A 22,335-nucleotide genomic window follows, 5' to 3' on the forward strand; every position below is an offset into this window, starting at 1 on the left:
CTTCACCTTTAGCCTTAAGGTTTAGGATCTGTCAAGCTATCGCTATTAGAAACGCTATGAGCCGTATGGTCTTTCTGCAACGACCGCTGAGGCGTGTCGCTTATTCAAAACTATCTTTCCAGAATTTGTCGGCTTATTGGTCTTCCCGCGCCCAGAGGAACGCGACTTAATAAACCACCGGATTCTCTGGATTGGTCACGTCGATAGTGGTCTTTGAGGCGTATTTGTCGCTCAAGCCTTTGACGAAGATTTTCGCGACCTCGTTTTTCAGTGCCGGTTTTGAAGCGTCCCCCCAAATCAACGTCCGTTTCTTCGGCAACGACAATTCGGCGAACCCTGCTTTGGACAGCGACGCAGTGGAAACCTGTTTCAGCACCGACTCGTCAACCGTGCTCAAGATCCCGGTCAGCAGCTTGAACTTCTCCGGGTCCTTGGTTTCATCACTGGCTTTGACTTTGGGCAGCTTCGTCTTGTCGTTCTTGCCCAAGGTTCGCAGCTTCTTGCCGGTATCCGCCACCAAATACTGCTTGTCGCCTTCCACCAGGATGGCCACAGGAACTGCTTCGATGACTTCGACTACCAGGGTGTCAGGCATTTGCGCCTTCACCACGATTTGGTCGATGGCCGGCTGGTTGCCCATCAGCTCTTGAACCTTGGATTCGGAAATTCTCGGCAACGGGGTGCCTTTGAGCGGTTCCAGCGATTCGGCCAGCTTGCCGGCATTGACCAGTTTCGTTCCAGTGACCTCAATTTTCTTTGCCGCAAGGACAGGTGAAAAACTCAAAATCAATACCGCTGCCAGGCTCAAGACCACGATGCAGGCAGCGATAATAATCAAGAGCTTGCGCCGTCTCTTCTCTGGACTTTCTGGAAGTTCTACGACTTTTGCTTCTTCACCCATGGAACACCTTGTTTGGTTGAAACGACCAACGTCAGTGGCCTATGACAATTTCAAGTTGACGCTAGCTCAGGGACTCAATGATCTGCGAACCCAGCGCCGTAACATCTCCGGCACCGATGGTCATCACAACATCTCCTGGCTCGGCTTGCTCCACCACATGCGCGACCGCCGCGGCAGGATTCAGCACGTGAGCTGGGACCTCAACACGCGAGGCAATTAATTCACTGGTAACGCCTGGAATTGGTTCTTCACGCGCAGGGTAGATTTCAAGAACTGCCACTGAGTCGGCAAGAGAAAGAGCCTTCGCGAACTCGCGGTAGAACTCCTTTGTGCGGCTGAACAGGTGGGGCTGGAACACCACATGAAGATGCCCTTCCCCCGCCATCGTACGGCCTGCGGAGAGCGCAGCGAGCACCTCGGTCGGGTGGTGGGCGTAGTCGTCGTAAACCCTCACACCGCCGACGCTGCCCTTGAGCTCGAATCGACGGGCAGCACCCGAGAAGCTCGCCAGAGCTGCCAGTGCTTCCTCGACGTCGAGACCGGCATCCATGCCAACCGACAGGGCCGCAGTGGCATTGAGCAAGTTGTGCTGGCCGGGAACAGCCAGGTCCAAGGTATAGCTCTGGCCGCTGCCCCACTCGACGCGTGCGGTGAACCGGCCGTTGTCGGTTGCTTGTGCTTGTGAGAGTCGGCGGTCCGCATGGTCGCTGAATCCATAGGTCTGAACTCGAAGGTCACTGCGTTCATGGCGCATCTTGCGAGCAAGGTTATTGGCACCCGGATCATCGGCGCAGCAAATCAGCAGCCCATCCTCCGGAAGCAACCGGGCAAAATCGACAAAGGCCTGGTGAACTGCCTCTTCGGTGCCGTAGTGGTCCAGGTGGTCCGCTTCCACATTGGTCACGATGATGACGTCAGGACGGTAGTTCAGGAACGAGGCATCGGATTCATCGGCTTCGGCAACAAAGTAGCCACCCTCTCCCAGCTCGGCGTTGGTACCCAGGCTCGCTATGTTGGCTCCTACGGCGAAGCTGGGACGAGCGCCAACAGCCTTGAGCATGTGGGCGGTGAGCGAAGTTGTGGTGGTCTTTCCGTGGGTGCCCGCGATAGTCACGATCTTCTCGTGGCCGCGCATGGTGGCTTCCAGGCCTTCAGAGCGGTGCAGGATCTTCAGGCCTCTGCGAACTGCCTCGTCATATTCCGGGTTGCCCGGTTTGATGATCGAAGAAATCACCACGGTTTGCGCATCGCCCAAATTGGCAGGATCATATCCGACCTCAATTCGGGCTCCGCGCTGGCGCAGATCCTCCAGCACCGGCAGGTCCTTGGCATCTGTTCCAGAAACTTCCAGGCCATAATCCAGCAGCAATCGAGCAACCGCTGAAACGCCTACACCGCCAACGCCCATGAGGTGTACCTTGCCAAGTTCAGCGTGCAGTTCGTTGGCGCGCAATGCCATGGTCCTACCCTTCCTGCCCCGCACGACGACGGGTTGAAACTTCTTCAATAATTCGACGCGCCATGATTTGTGCGGCGTCGCGTTGCCCTAGCGAGCTGGCTGCCTGAGACATCTGTTCAAGTTTATGCTGATCGCCAAGCAACTTAATGACATTTTCGGTGATGTAGGACTTGGTGAAATCATCGTCCGAGACAAGAACTGCTCCACCGGCTGCTACAAGTTCGCGGGCATTGAGCTTCTGTTCCCCGTTGCCAATGGGCAGCGGAACCAGAACAGCAGCGGTTCCGGCGACGGCGAGCTCGCACACCGTTCCGGCACCCGAGCGGCACACCATCAGATCCGCGACGGCGTATGCGTAGTCCATGCGGTCCACGTACTCGATCTGGGTGTATCCCTCGTGGGCCAAGACCTGGCCATCCGCATCGAGAATCTGTTTCCCTCGACCGGTGATGTGCACCGTGTGCACCCCGGCCTCATTCAGTTCCGCCAGCGAGGCGGCGATGGAGGTATTGATGCTTTGAGCGCCGGAGGATCCGCCAGTCACCAGCAGAACGATCTTCTCACCGGTCACACCGAAATACTCGCGGGCCTCATCTCGAAGAGTTTCGCGGTTCATCTGGGCCACGTTCGAACGCATTGGCATGCCCACCTTCACTTCACCGGGCAAGCCGGTATTGGCGAAAGTCGTCCCGACAAAGGCAGCGGACTTTGCGCCCAGCTTGTTGGCCATGCCTGCCACAGAATTGGCTTCGTGGACAAAAATTGGAATCCTGAGTTGCTTGGCTGCCAGGTAGGCGGGGGTGCACACATATCCGCCAACGCCCAGAACTGCCTCAGCGCCCGTCTGCTTCAAGACGCGCTTGGCTTGATTCAAGGCAGCGATAAATCGGAACGGGAACTTCAGCAAATCAAGGTTGAGGCTGCGTGGCATCGGCGCCTTGGGAATCAATTCAAGCGGGTAGCCGGCGTCGGGAACCAATTTTGTTTCCAGGCCGCCAGGTGAACCAAGTGCGGTGATCTGAGCATCGGCTTGCTCATCCTTGACGGCGTCAGCAATTGCCAGCATGGGCGAGATATGACCGGCGGTTCCGCCGCCGGCAACAACAAGACGCATTGCTTCAGTCATCTGGTCTTATGCTCCTTCGTCCCGATCATGCGGGATCAGCGCCCGACGTTATCGATTCGAAGGGCTACAACTTCACTTAGCATGTGAAAATCACAGGCTACTTTGCGTTATTCGGCTTAGCGGTTTTCTTCTCTTCCGAGGAATCAAAGGCAAGTTTTTGGGCCCTGGCCGAAGACAGTACAAACCCCATGGCCAGCATGATTGCCAACATGGCCGAACCACCAGAAGAGATGAACGGCAGCGGCACGCCGATTACCGGCAGGACGCCGGTCACGGTGCCAAGGTTCACGAAAGTCTGCCCGATGACCCACGACATCAAGCAGCCCATCAGGACCTTGGTGTAGAGGTCGCTGGCACGCAAAGCGATGCGGTACATGGCCAGCGCCAGCAGGATGAACATCACCAGCACGAACAGGACGCCGATCAGGCCGAACTCTTCACCCAAGATGGAGAAGATGAAGTCATTTTGCGCTTCGGGCACGTAGGACCACTTCATGCGCGACTGGCCGGCGCCAACACCGAACCATCCGCCGGAGGCGAAGGCGTGAAGGCCCATGCTCGCCTGGTAGCACAGCTGATCGCTTGGACCGCAGTCGGTATCAAGCCATGCCAAAACGCGCTGTCGGCGGTTGGAAGATCCCATCACTGCAACCGCCAGGCCCACCATGCCGACAAAGCCGAACCCCGCGAGCCACTTCATCTTGATGCCACCGAGGAACATCGCCGACGCAATGATCATCAGCAGCACCAGCGCGGTGCCAACGTCCTTGCCGACAACCACGAGGCCAACGATGGCAATGCCTGCCGGTGCCACCACCGGAACCACCAGGTGCTTGATGTCATGCAGCATGTGCTGTTTCCGTTCAAGCATGAATGCTGCAAAAACTGCCAGGGCAAGCTTGGCGAACTCACTGGGCTGCAGGCCGACGGGGCCGATCTTGATCCAGTTTCGGTTGCCGAGGACGGTATGCCCAAGGGGCGTAAAGGCAACGAGGAACAGCAGGAGGAATGCCGCGATTACCGATAACCACGCGAGCTTCTTCAGATTCTCGGGTTTTATGAACTGCATCCCGAGCATGCAAATTATTCCGATGCCGGCAAACATCGCTTGCGACAAGGCGACAGTGAATCCGTCCTTGCCTTTGGCAATTGCCTCAACCGATGCGGAGGACTGCACCATCAGCACGCCGAAAATCGCGAGCACGATGGAGACCACAACGACTAGCCAGTAGTCCATCGAAGCCATGCGACCGCTGGCGTTTTCGACGCCGCCGATCAGCTTGGCGAACCAGGGCGTTTTCTGCTTGGCGCCCGTGGACGGTCGTTGCTGCTTCATCGCCATCGGTGCCTCCTGCCTCGGTGTCATCTGTTCGGTAAACGGTTGCCTAGTTGCCTTCGCCAGCTCTATCCATCAGATCACTGACGGCGCTGATAAATGCGTTGCCACGCTGGGCATAGGAGCTGAATTGATCCATGGAAGCTGCCGCCGGCGCCATCAGGACGGTGTCTCCTGGCTGGGCCACCTCGGCTGCCTTGTGGACAGCCCGGGTCATCACCTGCGTACCGGATGGCGCGATCCCATCAGCGGCTAGCGCCTGGGCGGTGATGTTGATGACTTCCACCTGGGGCGCCTTGGCAACCAGTGCCTCAACCAGGCCTGCGGTATCGGTGCCGATCAGCAGCACCTTCGCCAGCCGGTGGGCGTGCTTGGCGATCAGCTCGTCGTATTCCACGCCCTTGGACAGGCCGCCAGCGATCCATACGACGCGCGTAAATGCTGCCAGCGAGGCATCGGCTGCATGGGGGTTGGTGGCCTTGGAATCGTTGATCCACAGAATGTCGTTCTTGCGCGCGACTGCCTGGATGCGGTGATCCCCGGCATCGAATCCGCTCAGTCCCTGGGCGATTGCCTCGGGTTCCACACCATAGGCGCGGGTCAGGGCGGCTGCGGCAGCGGCGTTGGCGGCAGTGTGCCGCGGGACAATCTCGCCGATCTGGTCCAGCGGAATCAGTTCAACCGCATTGGTCCTGCGGTCCTCGATATAGGCGCGATCCACCAGGAGGTTTTCGACAACGCCGATCATGGACACCGCCGGCGAATCGGTGGTGAAGCCAATGGCTCGGCAGCCATCGATCACGTCGGCATTTTCAACCATGCGGATGGTGGCTTCTTCTTCGGCGTTGAAGATCGCAGCGACCTGGGTGCGCTCGTAGATCTTGGCCTTGGCTGCCTTGTAGTTCTCGAATCCGCCATGCCAATCCACATGGTCCTCGGCGATGTTCAGCACCACGGAGGCCAGCGGGGAAATGCTGTGGGTATAGTGCAGCTGGAAGCTGGAGAGCTCCACCGCGAAAACATCGTAGTCCACCGGTTCGCGGACCGCGTCCAAGATCGGGGTGCCGACGTTTCCCACGGCGATGGCCTTGAGGCCTGCAGCCTGCAGAATCGACTCGGTCATGCCCACGGTGGTGGTTTTGCCATTGGTACCGGTGATCGCCAGCCACTTCGGAGCCGAGTGCCCGGCACGATTCTGCACGCGCCATGCCAACTCGATATCGCTCCAGATCTCGATCCCGGCTTCATCGGCCTCGGCGATAGCCGGGTGGCGCGGGTTCCAGCCTGGCGACACCATCACCAGCTGTGCCGGCTGGCCATCCACCAGGGGCAGGCTCTGGACATTGTGGGCGCCAAGCAGCACATCGTGTGCGCCGACGATCTTCAGGGTTTCTGCCCGCTGCTGGTTCAGCTGGTCGTCTTTGCCGTCAATGACGGTGACGATCGCGCCCAGCTCGATCAGCGTGTCGGCCGCGGAGAATCCGGAGAGCCCGAGGCCCGCAACGACGACCCGCAGCCCTTTCCAGTCGGCATCCCAGCTGGTTAGCGAATCCAGCATTTTCTTGGCATCTGCGCTCACAGTGCGACAACCCATTCAGAGTAGAAGAGTCCCAGTCCGGCGGCGACAAAGAGGCCGGCCAGGATCCAGAAGCGGATAACGACATTTTCCTCGGACCAGCCTGAGAGCTCGAAGTGGTGTTGCAGCGGCGCCATCTTGAACACGCGCTTGCCACCGGAGAGCTTGAAGTAGCCCACCTGGATGATCACCGACAGCGAGATGATCACGAACAGGCCGGCGATCACCACCAGCAGCAGCTGGGTGCGCGAGAGGATCGCGAAGGCGGCGACAGCACCGCCGATGGCCAGCGAACCGGTATCGCCCATGAAGATCTTTGCCGGCTTGGCATTGAACCAGAGGAAGGCAATGAGCGCTCCCGAAAGGGTGGCGCCCAGCAGGGCGAGGTCCTGGGGATCGCGCACCGAGTAGCAAACATCCAGCGAGTTCATATTGGAGCAGGCCTGGTTCTGCTGCCAGATGCCCATCAGGGTGTAGGCGCCGAAGACCATGATCGAGGCACCGGTGGCCAGGCCATCGAGTCCGTCGGTGAGGTTGACGGCATTGGTGGTGCCGGTAACGATGAAGTTCGCCCAGATGACAAACAGGATCAATCCCAGCATCGGGCCGGCGAAGGCCAAATCGATATTGCTGTCGCGCAGGAAGGAAATCGCGGTAGAACCTGGGGTCAGGCCCTGCTCGTTCGGGAACTGAAGGGCCAGCACGGCGAAGCTGATGCCGATGACAGCCTGCAGCACGATCTTCTGCCAGGCGCGAAGGCCCAGCGAGCGCTTCTTGAAGATCTTGATGAAGTCATCGAGGAAGCCAACCAGGCCCATGCCGCCGAAGAGCAGGAGGACGAGAAGGCCAGTGGCCGTAATCCCGGAGGAGGAACGTCCCATCAAGGCCAGGATGCCATGGGTGGCGAAGTAGGCAACGAAGACGGCCAGGACAAAGACGACACCACCCATGGTGGGGGTACCGGACTTGACGGCGTGGGAGTTCGGCCCATCATCGCGAACCACCTGGCCATACTGCTTTTTGGTCAGAAGCCGGATGTACAGCGGCATGGCCACCATGGTTAGTACAAGGGCAATACCTGCGCCCAGGATCAATGCGATCACGCGTCTTCGCCTTCCTTCACGAACGCTGCGATGTCGTCGCCGAGGAAGCGCAGACCGGCCCCATTAGAGGACTTGAACAAGGCGATATCGCCTGGCTGGAGTTCCTTTTGCAGCAGGTCACGAGCCTCGTCCACGCTCTCCACGTAGAAGGCTTCGTCACCCCAGCTGCCTTCAAGCACTGCAGAGTTATATGCTGGCTTCGCTCCCCGGCCAACCACAACAAGTTTCTTGATGTTCATTCGAACTGCCATGCGTCCGAGCAAATCATGTTCGTGGATGCTCTTGTCGCCAAGCTCCAGCATCTCGCCCAGGACAGCCCAGGTGCGGCGGCCAGGTGCACCGTCCTCGCCCAGGCCCAGCTCGGCCAGTGTCACCAGGGCCGCACGCATGGATTCCGGATTGGCGTTGTAGGCATCGTTGATGATGCTCACGCCGTCGGCACGCTCGCTGCGTTCCATGCGCCATCGGCTGTTGGCTCTTTGGCCCTCCAGGCTTTCGGCGATGATCTGCGGGCTGATATCCAGCGCATAGGCGGCATTGGCGGCAGCCAGGATATTGCCCACATGGTGGCGGCCCAGCAAACCGGAAGTAATCCGCTGGCTGTAGCCGTCGGGGAACTGCAAGGTCAGCTGCGGCTGGCCGGAGCCGTTGACGACCACGTCGGCGGCCCAGACCCCTGCGCGTTCGGGCTTTTGCTCGCTGGTGCCGAAGAATCGCACCTGCGCCCGGGCCCGCGATTCCATGCGGGCAACGCGGGGATCCTCTGCATTCAGGATGGCAATGCCGTCGGCGTCCAGGGCTTCTACAAGTTCGCCCTTGGCCTTCTCGATATTCTCTACCCCGCCAAATTCTCCCGCGTGCGCGGTGCCAACACAGAGCACCACGCCAACGTGCGGATGCACCATATCGGTCAGGTAGGTCAGGTGGCCTACCCCGGTAGCGCCCATTTCGATGACAAAAAACTTGGTATCTTCGGTCGCGCTAAAGACGGTCAGCGGCACGCCAACTTCGCCGTTGTAGGAGCCGATCGGTGAAACGGTCGGGGCTACCCGGGACAGAATTCCGGCCAGCAGGTCCTTGGTCGTGGTCTTGCCGGCTGAACCGGTTATCCCGATGACCTTGGCATCGTTTTTGGCTTTAAGGTATTCGACGATGTGAGCGGCAATCTTGCCCATGGCTTCAACAGCGTCGTCGACGATGATCGAGGGGTGCACCGCGCGGGCATCGTCGTAGGTCTGGCGCTCGGCCAATGCCAATACGGCGCCGGAGGCCAGAGCTTTATCAATGAAAGCGTGCCCGTCGGAAAATTCCCCGGGCTTGGCAACAAATAAGCAACCAGCGGTGACTTCGCGTGAATCCGTGGTCACAGAAGTAACCACCGTGTCGGAAGCGGCTGAAGCAGTCGCTTCTCCCCCGGTGATCTTCAAAAGGTCGGTTAAAGACAGTTCAATCATGGCATTAAGGACTTTACACTTGAGCGGTGGTGATCGTGGTCTTGTGCCGACTAGGAATTGGTCACAAATCCATGAAGTTTCAGGGCATTTGCCAGTTCAACCCGGTCATCGAGTTCTACATCGATTCCCGCGACGTCTTGGCTGACTTCGTGTCCGCGACCAGCGACCAGGATCGCGTCATTGGCCTGCGCTAAACTCACAGCGAATTCCACGGCTTTAGCGCGTGGCGCGATGTTGAAAAGCTGGGTTTCTGCCCGTTCGGTGTCAATGGCGCCTTGCGCACCGGCAGCTAGTTGCTCGCGGATCGGCTCCGGCGCTTCGCCATGCGGGTCGTCATCGGTGACAATTACGATGTCTGCGTGGCGTGCGGCCACCGCTCCCATATCCGGGCGCTTGGTCTTGTCCCGCTCACCGGTGGCACCGAAGACCACGATCCTGCGCCCGTTGGCGCCCGGACGGATGGAATCCAGGGCCTTGGCCAGTGCGTCGGAGTTATGCGCGAAGTCGACTACGGCCACTGGGGATTCGGCAACCACCTGCATGCGTCCCGGTACTGCTACCGACAGCGGGTCCTTGGCGTCAAGGGCCTTCTGAAGTGCATCAAGCTCTGCCCCGCTGGCCAGCACCATGACGGTGGCCAAAGCGGCGTTGGCGACGTTGAACATGCCGGGCAGTGCGGTGCGCGTGCGCAGCAGTCGTCCGTCACGGTTGCGCAGCGTGAAGCTATGTCCGAGCCCGGAGTGCGCCAAGTCGGTGACACGCCAGTCGGCTAATTCGTTATTCTCGTCCAGGCTCAGCGACTGGGTGGGGATCTGCGCATGCTCGGCGAGGCGAGCGCCATAGGGGTCATCAACCATGACGACCGCCGAGGCGCTGTGTTCGGGGGTGAACAGCTGGGCCTTGGTCTGGAAGTAGTCTTCCATCGTCCCGTGCAGGTCCAGATGATCCTGGGTCAGGTTGGTATAGCCGGCGACGGCAAAATTCAATGCATCGACGCGTCCGTAGCTCAGCGAGTGGCTGGAAACCTCCATCGCCACAGAACTCACGTCTTGTTGTGCCATACGAGCCAAGACGCCATGGAGCTGCGTGGATTCCGGGGTGGTCAGCACGCTCGGGATGATCTGTCCGCGGGCGGACATCTCGATGGTTCCAATCAGGCCGGTTTCTTCACCGAGGGCCTCGAGGATCGCGCGAATCATGAACGTCGTGGTGGTCTTGCCGTTGGTGCCGGTCACCGCAAATAGCTGAGGGCTGCGCTGATCGGTGCCGTAGACCGCCTGGGCAACCTGGGCGGCGGCCTTGCGCACATCGGCGACAACAGCCACAGGAATCGATAGTTCTTCTGGCAGGAAGTCCAAGCCAGCGGTATCGGTGATGATGGCGCGGGCACCGTTGGAAATGGCAGTGTCAACGAATTCGGCACCGTGGCGCTTAGCCCCCGAGATGCCCAGGAAGACGTCGCCTGGCTGGACGATCTGCGGGTTCAGGCTGACACCGAGAATCTGCGGAGCGGCGTTGAATTGCGCTCCGGTCCGCACGGCGCCGGCAGCGCCGCACACCTGGTCAAAGCCCACGCCGGCCATATTCTCTGGACGAAGGTACCGTTCCAACTCGCGCGGAGTACCGGGATTCTGGACTACCAAGATTTCTTTTGTTCCTTGCCTACAAAGACGTCGTACGCCTCTGACTTAGTCGTGCTCGGTGGCACATTGAATGTGTTGAGCGCATGGCTCATCACGTCGGTAAACGTGTCCGCTACCGAGAAGTCCTTCCAGTTGCCCTTGGGGCGGTACATGGTCGCAACAACAACGAACTGCGGATCTTCCAGCGGGGCAACACCTGCAAATGAATAAGTATAGCCGTCGTAGCCCTTGGCACTGGCGGCCTGGCCGGTACCGGTCTTGCCTCCCACGCGGTAGCCGGGAATCGCTTCCTTGTAGCCGGTTCCGAAGTCGACCACGGATTCCATGATCTTCAGCATTTCCTTGGAGGTGGATTCCTTGACGACGCGCTTCTCTTCGGGGTCTGGAATCTTCGTGACCGAGCCATCATCGTTCCGGTAGCCTTCGATCAGGCTCGGCGACAAGCGGACGCCGCCATTAGCCAGGGTCTGGAAGATCGATGCCGTGTGCAGCACGGTTTGCGAGTAGCCCTGGCCGAACATGGTGGTGTACTGCTGTCGGCGATCCCAATTTTCTGGAGCCGCAAGCTGGCCAGCGCTGGCACCGTTCAGTCCAACCTGGATTGGAGTGCCAAGGCCGAAGGCCCTCATGTAGTCATAGCGGGTCTGCTTGCTCATCTTGTTGCCGACCATCACGGTACCGGTGTTGTACGAGCGGGCGAAGATGCCCGCGGCGGTCATGTCATAGGTGGCGTGTTCCAAGGAGTCGTTGATTGTTTCCTTGGTAAAGGTCTTTTTGTTCGGGACGGTGAATTCGTCGGTGGGCTTGATTACCCCTTGGTCGAGGGCAGCGGCGAAGATCGGTGCCTTGCCGGTCGAGCCTGGTTCGAAGGCACGGGTGATCGACGTTGAGCGCCGGAACTCCGGAGCGGTGGCACCGGGGTCGTTGGGATCCAGCTCTGCAGAATCGCCAATGGCCAGGATCTTGCCCGTCTTGACCTCCATGGCGATCACTGACACCCACTCGGCGTTGAACTGCGCCTGCTTCTTTTCAGCTGCGCGCTGGGCGACGTAGTTGATGTCCGAGTCGATGGTCAGGATGACGTCTTGTCCATTGACCGCTGGAGTTTCTTCAACCTCGGTGACCGGAATGCGCACACCGTCGGCGCTGATTTCGTATTTGCGGCTGCCCGCGGTGCCGGCGAGGTGGTCTTCTTGGCTCAGTTCGAGCCCCTCGGCACCGACCACGGATGTCTGGTCCTCCGAGTTGCGCACAAAGCCGAGCAGCGGGCCGGCGATAACGCCCTGCGGGTACTGGCGTTCGCTGCGCAACAGCGATGAGAGGCGAGGGATTCCGATTTCACGGACTTCGTTGCGAACTTCCGGGGTGACGCTCTTGGCGAGCACCACGTACCCCTTGGGCTTGGCGTCCCCTTGCGGGCGAACCTTCTTGGCCAGTTCCTCGGGATCCTGATCGAGCGCCTTGGCCAATTCCTGGATGGCCTGGTCCCAGCTGATGCGTTCGTGGCCGTTGGAGCCGTCGCGTTTGGCGCGGCGAATATCCTCATTCTGTTCGCGCTGATCGATGACGAGGTCGTAGCGGTCGACGGAAACGGCGAGGGTGGTTCCATTGCGGTCTTCGATGGAACCGCGCATGGGCGCAATGACCTCTTCGCGTTCGCGGTTCTGCTGGGCCGCGTTGGCAACCGTGGCGGCGTTGATTCCCTGGACCCAGACGAGCCGGGCGAGAATGATTACCAGCAGGGTCACCGAGAGGATCAGTACGAAGCGCATCCGCTTTTTCGCAGTATCGATTGCCGTCGAACTCACAATGAACCTAACTTTCCCTCAGCGTGGTTTCCAGCAGTATCAGCTAGCTCAGTTCCAGCTTAGAAAGATCTCGCTAATTTGCTGGGGATTTGATGCTTGGGGCCGGGATCGTGCCGCCATTGAGTTCGGCATCCTGGAAGACCGGGCGACCATCCTCAGCGACCTCCCGATCGCGCTTTTCGGCCTTCACTTCGGCTTCCTTGGAGTCTTGTGCAGACTCGGTCTTCTTCTCTGCTTCAGTTGAGGTCTTGCCCACAGTGGTCTTTGGCGTTGAAGATTTTTTGGATTCAGCGTCCGCCTGGGTCCCCTCGCCTTCGCTGACACTGGCACCAGGCAATGGCAGGGTTCCATATTCCTGCTTATTGCCTTTGGCCTTGACGGCATCTTCGGCTTCCTGGGTTACCTTGCCTTCGGAGAGGCTGATCAGACCGGGAGCCCCTGGCGAGACCAGTCCAAGGTCCTTGGCCTTTGCCGCCAAAGCCTGCGGTGCAGCCAGTGACTGGGCTTCCTTGAGCAGGGCCTGGTTCTCTTGGGACAGTGCGCGCTCCTGGTTGCGCAGCGAAACTATGTCGTACTGTCGCTGGGCAACGGAGGTGTTGAGCAGCACCAGGGTGACAATGACGCTGAAGGCCAGCAGTACGAGGATCGCGGACATCGTAACCATGGAGCGACGGTTCGATTCCTTGATCCGAGGCACCAAGGAAAGGGTCACTCGCTGACGAGACTCGCCTTTAGGCAATTGGCTGGCAAGCACGGGCTCTGGGCGCAAGGCTCGTGCAGCGCTGCCTTCGACAACTGGCTGGTTGTTCACGGCTGCAATTTTCTGCACGCGACGCGGGGCTCGTTGGCTCATCCTAGCTCCTCTTCAACACTCGCTCCACAGCTCGCAAACGAGCTGAGGCTGCACGGGAATTTTCCGCAATTTCCTGGTCGCTTGGCTTTTCGGTGCCCTTGGTCAGGACCTTGTATTCGGCCTTATGTTCTTCCAGCTCCACCGGGAATCCTGGAGGAGCAGAAGAGGTTGCACCCTGCACAAAGTGCCTCTTGGTGATCTTGTCTTCCAGGGAGTGGTAGCTCATCACGACGACTCGGCCACCGACATTCAGAGCGCCCATCGCCGCAGGAATTGCGCGCTCCAGCACGTCGAGTTCCTCATTGACTGCGATGCGCAGGGCCTGGAAGGTCCGCTTGGCTGGATGTCCGCCATTTCTGGCGGCGGCGGCAGGAACCACATTCCGAATAATCTCGACAAGTTCCGCCGTCGTCGTAATCCGCGATTTTGCGCGTGCTTCAACGATGGCTGTTGAGATCCGTCCCGCGAATTTCTCTTCACCCCACTGGCGAATGATTCGCAGCAACTCGTCGCGCTCCAAGTCATTAACCAGATCCTCGGCGGTTGGCCCTACCGAGGTGTCCATGCGCATATCCAGCGGAGCGTCATAGGAGTAGGCGAAACCACGTTCGCGCTCATCAAGCTGGAGCGATGAAACGCCGAGGTCAAAAAGCACCCCGTCGACACCGGGAAAACCCAGGTCCTCGACGACGTCGGCAATTTCGTCATATACGGCGTGGACGAGATCAATGCGATCCTCAAATGGCTTCAGCCGGGCGCCGGCCAGCTCGTGAGCTTGCTCGTCACGGTCGAGACCGATGAGGTGGAGGTTGTCGAATCGTTTCAGAATTGCTTCCGAGTGTCCGCCCATTCCAAGGGTGCAGTCCACAACGATTGCCCTACGGCCTTCAGCATTTGCACGCTGAATACCTGGTGCGAGGAGATTGACGCAACGGTCCAGAAGTACTGGAACATGGCGTTCGGATGCTGGTCGCTGGGAATCCTGATTTGGCACTGCGCCCCCTTTCGCTGTTCGATCTGTTGTTGAGATCAGATCCCCCTCCAACCAAGTGGTGGTCCACCCTCTGGCTCCGGGGAAGTGAAGCCAGATGATTTGCCCCGCTAGGTGGCTGGAGATCTCATCCCAACATCATCTGTTGCTGGATTGAACCTTGGCCTGGCGGCCTCAGTCCTCATCAGTATCGGAGAAAACATCTTCCTGTTCGTCCAAATACTGCTGCCAAGCCTGCGTGTCCCAGATTTCAATGCGGTTGCCCGCACCAATAACTGTCACTTCACGGTCAAGGCCGCCGTAAGTGCGAAGCACTTGCGGAATCGTGACGCGTCCCTGCTTGTCCGGAACTTCATCAGAGGCCCCAGAGAGGAACACACGTGCGTAGTCGCGTGCTCGTCGTGAGGTCAAAGATGCCTGCGCTAGTTGTTCGTGCTGCTTCTCGAACTCCCGCTGGCTAAAAACGTAAATACAACGTTCCTGACCACGAGTAAGCACCAGCCCATAGGACAACTCATCACGATATTTAGCAGGAAGAATCAGTCGACCCTTCTCGTCAAGTTTCGGCGTGTACGTTCCCAGGAACATGCACACCGCCTTTCCGCGAAGTGGCCGGAACCCCCACTCTTCTCTACTTGCCTCCACTTTACTCCACAACCCCCCACTGTCAATGCGATTTTGCTGGTTTCGCGAGAGTCTGGAGTTAAAAATTGGCTAAATTTAGCGGTTTCTTGCGCCAACTCCCGGTGGAGCGAAAATGGAGATCACACTCGGATACGAGCTTCGCTTCATGGATTTTTCCTGCGGAACCTGCGGAATCTAGGCAAATCTACGGCCCGTGGTGGGAAGTGGAGGACCTTGGGGAGGAAAGTGGGGCACGGTTCGCAACGCCGCTGAAAACTGAATCTTGGAATCTCCAGAGAATCCGAATTCCCGGATTGAGGCGTGTCGCGAACCGTGACCGCCCCCGGCGAGACTCGCTGCCCCAGGGGCACTGCGAAGCCATCCCGCGCCTGCTTCAATGCCGTCGGCTGTCAGAAGCGGGTTAGGTGGCCAATGCGACTGGAGATTCTAATCAAAGACAGGCTTTAAAGCAAAAAAGAGGTGTAACCCTTGGGCTACACCTCAATGTCTAAATGTACGCGTATCAGCTGTCGGACTGATCCCGTTTGCGCTGATTCCATCGTTCTTCAAGGCTAGACATGAACTGTGAATTGCTCTTCGCAGCAGACTTCGCGCCATTACCGGCTGCGCGACCGACTTTTCCTGTGGCTGATTTGGTCAGCGCCAACAGCACGCCGCCAAACATGACAGCGAAACCAGCAACCCCGAGGATGATGATGTGCTGCGAGATACCAAAAATCAGACCGGCCAGGCCAATGATGACCAGAAGAATGCCCAGCGCAATGTTTCGCGTAGAAAGGCGCCCTACGTTTGCAGGCCCCTTCATACTAGAGGCGAAGCGACGGTCTTCATGCAACTGCTTTTCAAGCTGCTCCAACAAACGCTGCTCGTGTTCCGATAGCGGCATCGTCTTCTCCTTCCAAAGGCAAACTCGACGGTCGTTTACCGTCCTTAGGTTCAACGCCGAGTCAAGGGAAAAAGTTCCCCGATTCTTATGAGCCTTACTACTAGGATAGTCTCTTTTACGGCCAGCCTGCCAGTTGATCTTCACCACTGGTCTCATATACTCACCTGGCTCACAGAATACCTTTATTCCCTCGGTCGCAAAAAACGTGCCGGAGTCACCAACGATTGCGGGAACTTCTGTCCGATGAGGTCAGCCACCCGTTCAGCATCCCTCACCTTCTCATCCTTTGGATCAAGGCTCAGCTGCAGTCCAGCGGCAGAATCCTCAAGCCGCTCAGCGCGAATACCAATCAATCGCACGGGCTGGGTTAGCGGCAACAACTTTTTCAAGAGCAGCATGCCTGCCTCGCCCACGGTTGCCGAGGAGTCCGTCGCCGCTCCGAGCGCCCTTGAACGCGTCAGACCAGTGAAATCACGATATTTAATTTTCAGCCCGACGCCACCAGCCGACTTGCCATGATCCCTCAAGCGCTTGGCCACACGGTGACTCAGGCGCAGCAGTTCATCTTCCAGCACCCGCACTTCAGAGACATCAACAGCAAACGTGTGTTCGGCTGAGATGCTCTTTTCGTCACGGGTTACCTCCACTGGACGTTCATCAATCCCATTGGCAAGTCGATGCAAGGATCGACCATGCTCCCCCATCCGGACAATCAATCGCTCTTCGGGCTCGCGTGACAGCTGCCCGACGGTCTCGATACCCAGTGCGTGCAATTGCTGCCCGGTGCGCTTTCCTACACCCCACATTTTGGACACCGGAAGATCTTCGAGAAACTCCTCCGTGCGATCCGGTGCGATTACGGCCATGCCATCAGGCTTGGCATAAGTGGATGCAAGCTTTGCGATGAATTTGTTCTTGGCAATGCCCACGCTCGCTGGCAAACCCATGTTTTTCCGTATGTGCTCTCGAATAGTCCGGCCTATTTCCATAGGGCCGCCAAGCATGCGCATGCTTCCAGTGACATCCAAAAATGCTTCATCAACGCTGACTTGCTCAACCAAGGGCGTCAGCGTGCGGAAGTAGGCCATGATTTCCCCAGAAGCCTGAGCGTACAAGTGGTGGCTCGGTTCAATTATTGTCGCCTCTGGCATAAGCGGAATAGCCTGGCTCATTGGCATCGCAGAATGGATCCCTCTGGCACGGCAGTCGTACGAGGCTGAGAGCACAACGCTCCGCCCTTCGGGGAATCCGACGATGACTGGCTTGCCGACCAATTCGGGACGATTGCGCAGTTCCACGGAAACGAAAAAGGCGTCCATATCGACATGCAATACCGCGCGATGCACCATCTAGGCCTCCCCGTCCCTAATACAACGAACAACTCCACCATACTCGAATATATGTTCGGATTACACTCTGGTTGCATTTGAGGACCTGCGAAGCGCGATCCCAAACAATCACCGGTAGAGTTGTGTCTAACCAGTCGCACTTACCCGAAGAAATGATTTTGCATGTCGCTGCCTGATTCTTTGCCATCCGTCGAGGCCAAAGCCTTGGACTTGAGCCAAACGTACACCGTTGAAGTTGCACGGTTGCTAGAAGAATTCTTGGCCACGAAAGGTGTTGAAGTTAGCCGGATTACTTCCAGTGCAGTCGAAATCGTCAACGCCATCAGCTCGCTCACCAAGGGCGGAAAGCGTTTGCGTCCGCTCTTTGCTTTCTGGGGATACCTAGGAGCCGGCGGGAACAAAGATTCAACCGACATTGTCCGCCTCGGTGTTGCATTGGAACTGTTCCAGGCGGCCGCGCTGATACACGATGACATCATCGACAATTCGGATACGCGCCGCGGACAACCTAGCGTGCACAAGCGCTTCGAGGCGCAACATCAAAAATTGGGATTAGCGGGAAGCGCCGCGGCGTACGGCAGTGCGAGCGCCATTCTGACCGGGGACCTTTGCCTGTCGTTGAGTGAAGAAGCATTCTCCGAAATCGACCATCTTCCTAAAGAGGCTCGCGTCATCTTCAACCAGATGCGAACTCAAGTAATGGCCGGTCAATATCTGGACGTTCTCGAGGAATCAGCCGGCCCAGCCTATGATCCTCGTGAAGCGGTGAAGCGCGCGCGCACCATCGTAAGGTTCAAGTCAGCGAAGTACTCCACGGAAAATCCGCTTTTGCTAGGAGGCGCATTAGCCGGAGCTGACGCCGAGCTCATGAACAGCTATTCAGCCTTCGCTTTGCCCCTCGGTGAAGCCTTCCAGCTTCGCGACGATGTCCTAGGGGTATTTGGCGACGCAGACGTTACCGGCAAGCCAACCGGTGGAGACCTATTGGAAGGTAAGCGAACAGAGCTCATCGCCCATGCCCTGCTGCTTTCAACCTTGGAAGAGCGCAGCTTCATTCAGTCGCGCCTCGGTGCTGCAGATATGTCCGTACAGGAAGTAGAACAGCTCAGCAGCATACTCCGCGATAGCGGCGCTCTCGAAGCAACAGAGGACAGCATCAGCGAACTAACGGAACAATCGCGTCAAGCACTCGAAAAATTGCCAATCGACTCGCAGGCTCGTGCCGGGCTCCAACAACTAAGCGACGCCGTCACCAAGCGCACAAAATAGATGCAATAATCACCGGCATATAACAACGGGTCTCACCCCCCCCCGATCACTCGGGGCCAGGTTGAGACCCGTTCGTTGTTTTTCAAGCAAAACTCCGCAAAGAAAAGAGCTACCAGGCCAGCGCCTGCGCCCTCCTTCTAATTTCAGTTTTACGTCCGGAACGCAGGGCATTCATCGGCGTACCCGGCAGCGAGTCATCGTCCGTGAACAGCCACGAAATTGACTCTTCGTCAGAATAACCAGCGTCCAATAGAACCGAAAGAGTTCCCTTCAGGCTCTCTACCACCGAGCCATCTTGGAGAAAATCAGCTGGGATGGAACGGATGTTCCGTTCACCGATTCGCACCGAGATAATTGCACGCTCGTCCAGCAAGCGGTGCACGCGGCGAATGTCTACATCTAATTCTTCTGCCACATCTGGCAGGGTCAGCCACTGGCCGACTAATTCTACGATTTCCTTCACCCATCAAGGTTCCCACAAATTCGGAAACTCCGCAGAAACTTTGGGAAAACTCGCCTCAGCAGTTTCCATGCGCCACATGAGTAGTGTAAATTTCCTTGTATCACTTTGATAACAATTGCATCACAGACAACATTAGGAACGTAAGCCTCTGGTGTTACCTGTGACGCAATGCCCGTTATTTTCACCGTATATATGAGGATCGACTCCATGCCCCACGAATCCAAACATGTCTCGAAGCATGCGTTAGGCGTAGTAGCAGGCGCGGCCATCCCAGCCGCGGTCATTGGTAGCCTCGCGTTGGCACCTGCCGCGCAGGCAGCCCCCGTATCCCTCCCCAAGACCTCAGGCAGCCTGGCTAAGGCGGTCACCCCAGAATCAATCAAGGTCGCCGAAGACCAGATCAAAGCTCATTTGATCGCGTCGCGGGTCTCAACCCTCGGTTTGCCCGCCAAGCGCGATGTCAAGGAAATCAAGATTCCTGCTGGCGCTACTTTGTCGAGCATCGCTGTCGAGTACCACACTTCTGTCTCCGAGCTGAAGAAGCTCAACGGGCTCAAGAGCGACGTGATCATTGCGGGCAAGACCCTCAAGATCTCCGGCAATTCGTCGAGCTCCAAGTCGACCAAGGGCGGCTCCTCAGGAACGACGACCTATACGGTGAAGAACGGCGATACGCTCAGTGCAATTGCCAGCAAGCACAATATGAGCTTGTCTTCGCTGCTGAGCAAGAACGACATCTCGGCAAGCAAGGTCATCTACCCTGGCAACAAGCTCAAGGTCAACGGCTCCAGCTCAGATACCAAGTCGCCAAGCTCACATACCAAGAGCAAGGGCTCCTCGTCGGGGTCCGCGACTTACACAGTCAAGTCAGGCGACACGCTAGGTAGCATCGCGGTCAAGCACAATATGAGCCTGTCCTCCTTGCTGAGCAAGAACAACATCTCGGCAAGCAAGGTCATTTACCCTGGTGACAAGCTCAAGATCAACGGGTCAGCTTCGAAGAACGAGTCCAATGCTTCTGACAAGAAGTCCTCATCGAACACTTCCAGCTACACCGTCAAGTCAGGCGATACGCTCAGTGGGATTGCGGCCAAGCACCAAATGGGCCTCTCGGAGTTGCTCAAGATCAACAACATCTCCTCGAGCAAGCGCATTTATCCTGGAGACAAGATCAAGGTGTCGGGCGGATCTTCGACGTCGAAGCCGCAGGCCCCAAGCAAGCCCAAGGCTACGACCTCGACTTATACCGTCAAGTCAGGCGATACGCTCGGTGGCATTGCAGTAAAGCACGGCATGTCCTTGAAGTCCCTGTTGGATCTGAACCCTGAATTCAGCGCTAGCACGCCTTTGAAGATTGGTGCCAAGCTCAAGGTTTCAGGTTCCTCGGTAGCTCCGACTGGTGAGACCAAGAAGGACAAAATCGGTAACACCTTCGAAGGCCGCACCTACGCTGATCATGTTGTTCGCGATGCCAACGCGAACAAGGATTACCTGGACTCGATTAATGTCCCAAGCCGCTCCGAAATGCAGGCGCTTATCCGCTCCACGGCGCGGAGCATGGGTGTAGACCCTGCTTTGGCCATGGCACACGCGTACCAGGAATCCGGATTCAACATGCGTGCAGTATCACCTGCCAACGCTGTGGGCGTCATGCAGGTACTTCCTAGCACAAGCGACTGGATTGCTTCCCGAATCGGCCAGGACCTCAACGTCTTGAACCCTCGGGACAATGTCACCGCTGGTGTCGCTGTTATTGCCTACAACTTGGACAACACCGATGACTTGGATACCGCCATTGCGGCGTACTACCAGGGTCTCGCTGGCGTCAACAAGAACGGCATGTACGAAGATACCAAGCGATATGTTGCCAGCATCAAGGCACACGTGAAGAACTTCCGCTAAGACAACGCGATGATGGCGGGGCCAGCACCTAGGTGCTGGCCCCGCCATCATTCTTTTTAAGTCCGCTGTGAAAAAGTCAGGAGTTTCGGCGTTCAAGGTCCAATGGCATATCGATGACAACCCTGGTGCCACCGCTCTCCCCCGCGTCCCAACGAATTTCACCAGAGAGCTCGCTCGTGACGAGCGTACGGACAATCTGCAGGCCCAGCCCTTCGCGGCGAGGCTCCGCAGGCAAGCCGTGCCCATCATCTTCGATGACCACTCGCAACCAATCAGTCCGATCCGCACCGAGATAGCGTTCGGCCAGCAACGATACCTCACCGTCACGTTGCGCCAGCCCATGCTCAACGGCGTTGGTCACCAGCTCATTAATAACCAGCGACAATGGCGTAGCCAAATCGGCATCGAGCATGCCGAATTCGCCTTCGCGTCGTGTTGACACCCGCTGTTCAGGCGAAGCGATTTCCACGATGAGCCGGAACTGGCGATCCATCAGGTCGTCAAACTTCACTGTCTCGTTCAATCCCTTGGACAGGAAATCGTGGACCGAGGCGATGGTCGAGACGCGGCGCATCGCCTGTTCAAGGCCCTGCTTGCCATCTTCAGACTTCATACGGCGCGACTGCATGCGCAGCAATGCCGCGACAGTCTGCAAGTTGTTCTTGACCCGATGGTGGATCTCTCGAATCGTGGCATCCTTGGTGACGAGTTCTTTTTCTCGCCGACGAAGTTCGGTCACATCGCGGCAGAGCACCAAGGCACCCCAGCGTTTGGATTTGTTGCGCAAGGGGATCGCTCGCAGCGACAAGGTCACACCGCGGTGTTCCACTTCGGTACGCCACGGCATTTTGCCCTGAAGCACCAGGGGAAGCGTCTCATCAACCACACGCCGGTCGCTAACCAGGGCCATGGTGAGGTCCGCCAAGGGCTGGCCTTGGAGCACATCGGCTGCTCCAAGCCGGCGGAATCCTGAAACCGCGTTGGGACTGGCGAATTCGACGGCACCATCGACGTTCAAGCGGATGAATCCATCCCCCACACGTGGAGCTCCTCGACGGGAACCTGTTGGGCTGGAGAACTCTGGCCATAGACCCTGAGTTCCCATTTGCAGCAGATCATCCGCGCTCTGCCGGTAGACCAATTCCAAGTTGGACGGGGTGCGAGACTGATTTGGGTCGAAATGCGAGGTGATCACGGCAACTGGGCGGTTTTTACGGACCAGCGGGATCGCCTGGACGGTGGTGAGGCCCATGATGATGTCGTTGCCCGCTTGCTCGGCGGAACGCTGGACCTGCAAGCTTTCCCACGCCCGGTCAACCATGATGCGCAGATCCTTGCGGATTCGCTCTCCCACGAAATCGCTATGGAACGCCGTATGGGACGTGGAAGGGCGAACATGGGCCAAGGCGATATATGAACCATCTCCAGTGGGGAACCACAGCACGAGGTCTGAGAACGCAAGGTCCGAGACCAACTGCCAGTCCCCCACCAGGAGATGGAGCCAGTCCTCATCACCGGGTGCTAGCGCGGCACGTTGACGTAATTCTTCGGTGATGAGGGCCATTGGCGGT

The 22,335-nt window shown here is 58.0% G+C and carries 18 protein-coding genes; 2 read left to right on the forward strand and 16 right to left on the reverse strand.

Translation table 11 applies throughout. From position 1 onward, the window contains the following. Positions 1-166: 166 nt before the first annotated feature. The 14 genes from AOZ07_RS10660 to dinB form a co-directional block, all read right to left on the reverse strand. On the reverse strand, positions 167-901 hold the full coding sequence (locus AOZ07_RS10660) for a cell division protein FtsQ/DivIB (protein WP_060701978.1): 735 nt from the start codon (positions 899-901) through the stop codon (positions 167-169). Between the two features lie 61 nt (positions 902-962). Beyond that, positions 963-2,360: a UDP-N-acetylmuramate--L-alanine ligase gene (gene murC, locus AOZ07_RS10665; protein WP_060701979.1), complete on the reverse strand. Its 1,398-nt coding sequence runs from the start codon at positions 2,358-2,360 to the stop codon at positions 963-965. A gap of 4 nt (positions 2,361-2,364) precedes the next feature. Continuing rightward, positions 2,365-3,486, reverse strand: coding sequence for an undecaprenyldiphospho-muramoylpentapeptide beta-N-acetylglucosaminyltransferase (gene murG / locus AOZ07_RS10670; protein WP_060701980.1), 1,122 nt, complete (start codon positions 3,484-3,486; stop codon positions 2,365-2,367). 97 nt (positions 3,487-3,583) lie between these two features. Beyond that, positions 3,584-4,822, reverse strand: coding sequence for a putative lipid II flippase FtsW (gene ftsW, locus AOZ07_RS10675; RefSeq protein ID WP_236995170.1), 1,239 nt, complete (start codon positions 4,820-4,822; stop codon positions 3,584-3,586). 49 nt (positions 4,823-4,871) lie between these two features. Beyond that, positions 4,872-6,416, reverse strand: a complete 1,545-nt coding sequence (murD, locus tag AOZ07_RS10680) for a UDP-N-acetylmuramoyl-L-alanine--D-glutamate ligase (RefSeq protein ID WP_060701982.1) — start codon at positions 6,414-6,416, stop codon at positions 4,872-4,874. Further along, positions 6,398-7,501 carry a phospho-N-acetylmuramoyl-pentapeptide-transferase gene (mraY, locus tag AOZ07_RS10685; protein ID WP_060701983.1) on the reverse strand — a complete coding sequence of 368 codons (1,104 nt, stop codon included), beginning with the start codon at positions 7,499-7,501 and terminating at the stop codon, positions 6,398-6,400. The genes murD and mraY overlap by 19 nt, the downstream gene beginning before the upstream one ends. Beyond that, positions 7,498-8,955: a UDP-N-acetylmuramoyl-tripeptide--D-alanyl-D-alanine ligase gene (locus AOZ07_RS10690; RefSeq protein ID WP_060701984.1), complete on the reverse strand. Its 1,458-nt coding sequence runs from the start codon at positions 8,953-8,955 to the stop codon at positions 7,498-7,500. Before AOZ07_RS10690 ends, mraY begins: the two co-directional genes overlap by 4 nt. 50 nt (positions 8,956-9,005) lie before the next feature. Continuing rightward, positions 9,006-10,598, reverse strand: coding sequence for a UDP-N-acetylmuramoyl-L-alanyl-D-glutamate--2,6-diaminopimelate ligase (locus tag AOZ07_RS10695; protein WP_060701985.1), 1,593 nt, complete (start codon positions 10,596-10,598; stop codon positions 9,006-9,008). Beyond that, a complete protein-coding gene (locus AOZ07_RS10700) occupies positions 10,592-12,406 on the reverse strand; it encodes a peptidoglycan D,D-transpeptidase FtsI family protein (protein ID WP_236995171.1) in 1,815 nt (604 codons plus the stop codon). Before AOZ07_RS10700 ends, AOZ07_RS10695 begins: the two co-directional genes overlap by 7 nt. Positions 12,407-12,479: 73 nt before the next feature. Next, positions 12,480-13,259: a cell division protein FtsL gene (gene ftsL, locus AOZ07_RS10705; protein WP_060701986.1), complete on the reverse strand. Its 780-nt coding sequence runs from the start codon at positions 13,257-13,259 to the stop codon at positions 12,480-12,482. A 1-nt stretch (position 13,260) separates the two neighbouring features. After that, the gene (gene rsmH, locus AOZ07_RS10710; protein WP_060701987.1) at positions 13,261-14,253 is read right to left on the reverse strand and encodes a 16S rRNA (cytosine(1402)-N(4))-methyltransferase RsmH; all 993 of its coding nucleotides are present in this window, start codon (positions 14,251-14,253) and stop codon (positions 13,261-13,263) included. 171 nt (positions 14,254-14,424) lie between these two features. Beyond that, positions 14,425-14,838: a division/cell wall cluster transcriptional repressor MraZ gene (gene mraZ, locus AOZ07_RS10715; protein ID WP_060701988.1), complete on the reverse strand. Its 414-nt coding sequence runs from the start codon at positions 14,836-14,838 to the stop codon at positions 14,425-14,427. A gap of 559 nt (positions 14,839-15,397) precedes the next feature. Continuing rightward, positions 15,398-15,781 carry a DUF3040 domain-containing protein gene (locus AOZ07_RS10720; protein WP_060701989.1) on the reverse strand — a complete coding sequence of 128 codons (384 nt, stop codon included), beginning with the start codon at positions 15,779-15,781 and terminating at the stop codon, positions 15,398-15,400. Between the two features lie 182 nt (positions 15,782-15,963). Next, on the reverse strand, positions 15,964-17,130 hold the full coding sequence (gene dinB, locus AOZ07_RS10725; RefSeq protein ID WP_060701990.1) for a DNA polymerase IV: 1,167 nt from the start codon (positions 17,128-17,130) through the stop codon (positions 15,964-15,966). Positions 17,131-17,292: 162 nt separating this feature from the next. Between dinB and AOZ07_RS10730 the strand changes: the two genes are divergently transcribed. Beyond that, entirely contained in the window at positions 17,293-18,399 is a 1,107-nt protein-coding gene (locus AOZ07_RS10730; RefSeq protein WP_084793217.1) for a polyprenyl synthetase family protein, read from the forward strand. 109 nt (positions 18,400-18,508) lie between these two features. Here AOZ07_RS10730 and AOZ07_RS10735 read toward each other — a convergent pair whose 3' ends face one another. Continuing rightward, positions 18,509-18,862, reverse strand: coding sequence for an Rv2175c family DNA-binding protein (locus tag AOZ07_RS10735; RefSeq protein ID WP_060701991.1), 354 nt, complete (start codon positions 18,860-18,862; stop codon positions 18,509-18,511). Positions 18,863-19,069: 207 nt separating this feature from the next. On the opposite strand from AOZ07_RS10735, the gene AOZ07_RS10740 reads away from it, so the two are divergent. Then, positions 19,070-20,764 (forward strand): lytic transglycosylase domain-containing protein, encoded by a 1,695-nt coding sequence (locus AOZ07_RS10740; RefSeq protein ID WP_194943642.1) that lies wholly within the window; start codon positions 19,070-19,072, stop codon positions 20,762-20,764. 76 nt (positions 20,765-20,840) lie between these two features. Here AOZ07_RS10740 and AOZ07_RS10745 read toward each other — a convergent pair whose 3' ends face one another. Beyond that, positions 20,841-22,328 carry a sensor histidine kinase gene (locus tag AOZ07_RS10745; protein WP_060701993.1) on the reverse strand — a complete coding sequence of 496 codons (1,488 nt, stop codon included), beginning with the start codon at positions 22,326-22,328 and terminating at the stop codon, positions 20,841-20,843. Between the last annotated feature and the right edge of the window lie 7 nt (positions 22,329-22,335).

Source organism: Glutamicibacter halophytocola (assembly GCF_001302565.1).
In the GTDB taxonomy this organism is placed as follows: Bacteria; Actinomycetota; Actinomycetes; order Actinomycetales; family Micrococcaceae; genus Glutamicibacter; species Glutamicibacter halophytocola.

Bases quoted from the DNA above. Each gene is read 5' to 3' on its own strand.
- ftsW (WP_236995170.1), bottom strand. From the start codon at position 4,822: ATGAAGCAGCAACGACCGTCCACGGGCGCCAAGCAGAAAACGCCCTGG.
- murC (WP_060701979.1), bottom strand. From the start codon at position 2,360: ATGGCATTGCGCGCCAACGAACTGCACGCTGAACTTGGCAAGGTACAC.
- murG (WP_060701980.1), bottom strand. From the start codon at position 3,486: ATGACTGAAGCAATGCGTCTTGTTGTTGCCGGCGGCGGAACCGCCGGT.
- dinB (WP_060701990.1), bottom strand. From the start codon at position 17,130: ATGGTGCATCGCGCGGTATTGCATGTCGATATGGACGCCTTTTTCGTT.
- ftsL (WP_060701986.1), bottom strand. From the start codon at position 13,259: ATGAGCCAACGAGCCCCGCGTCGCGTGCAGAAAATTGCAGCCGTGAAC.
- AOZ07_RS10730 (WP_084793217.1), top strand. From the start codon at position 17,293: ATGTCGCTGCCTGATTCTTTGCCATCCGTCGAGGCCAAAGCCTTGGAC.
- mraZ (WP_060701988.1), bottom strand. From the start codon at position 14,838: ATGTTCCTGGGAACGTACACGCCGAAACTTGACGAGAAGGGTCGACTG.
- AOZ07_RS10660 (WP_060701978.1), bottom strand. From the start codon at position 901: ATGGGTGAAGAAGCAAAAGTCGTAGAACTTCCAGAAAGTCCAGAGAAG.
- AOZ07_RS10720 (WP_060701989.1), bottom strand. From the start codon at position 15,781: ATGCCGCTATCGGAACACGAGCAGCGTTTGTTGGAGCAGCTTGAAAAG.
- murD (WP_060701982.1), bottom strand. From the start codon at position 6,416: ATGGGTTGTCGCACTGTGAGCGCAGATGCCAAGAAAATGCTGGATTCG.
- AOZ07_RS10740 (WP_194943642.1), top strand. From the start codon at position 19,070: ATGCCCCACGAATCCAAACATGTCTCGAAGCATGCGTTAGGCGTAGTA.
- AOZ07_RS10745 (WP_060701993.1), bottom strand. From the start codon at position 22,328: ATGGCCCTCATCACCGAAGAATTACGTCAACGTGCCGCGCTAGCACCC.
- AOZ07_RS10690 (WP_060701984.1), bottom strand. From the start codon at position 8,955: ATGATTGAACTGTCTTTAACCGACCTTTTGAAGATCACCGGGGGAGAA.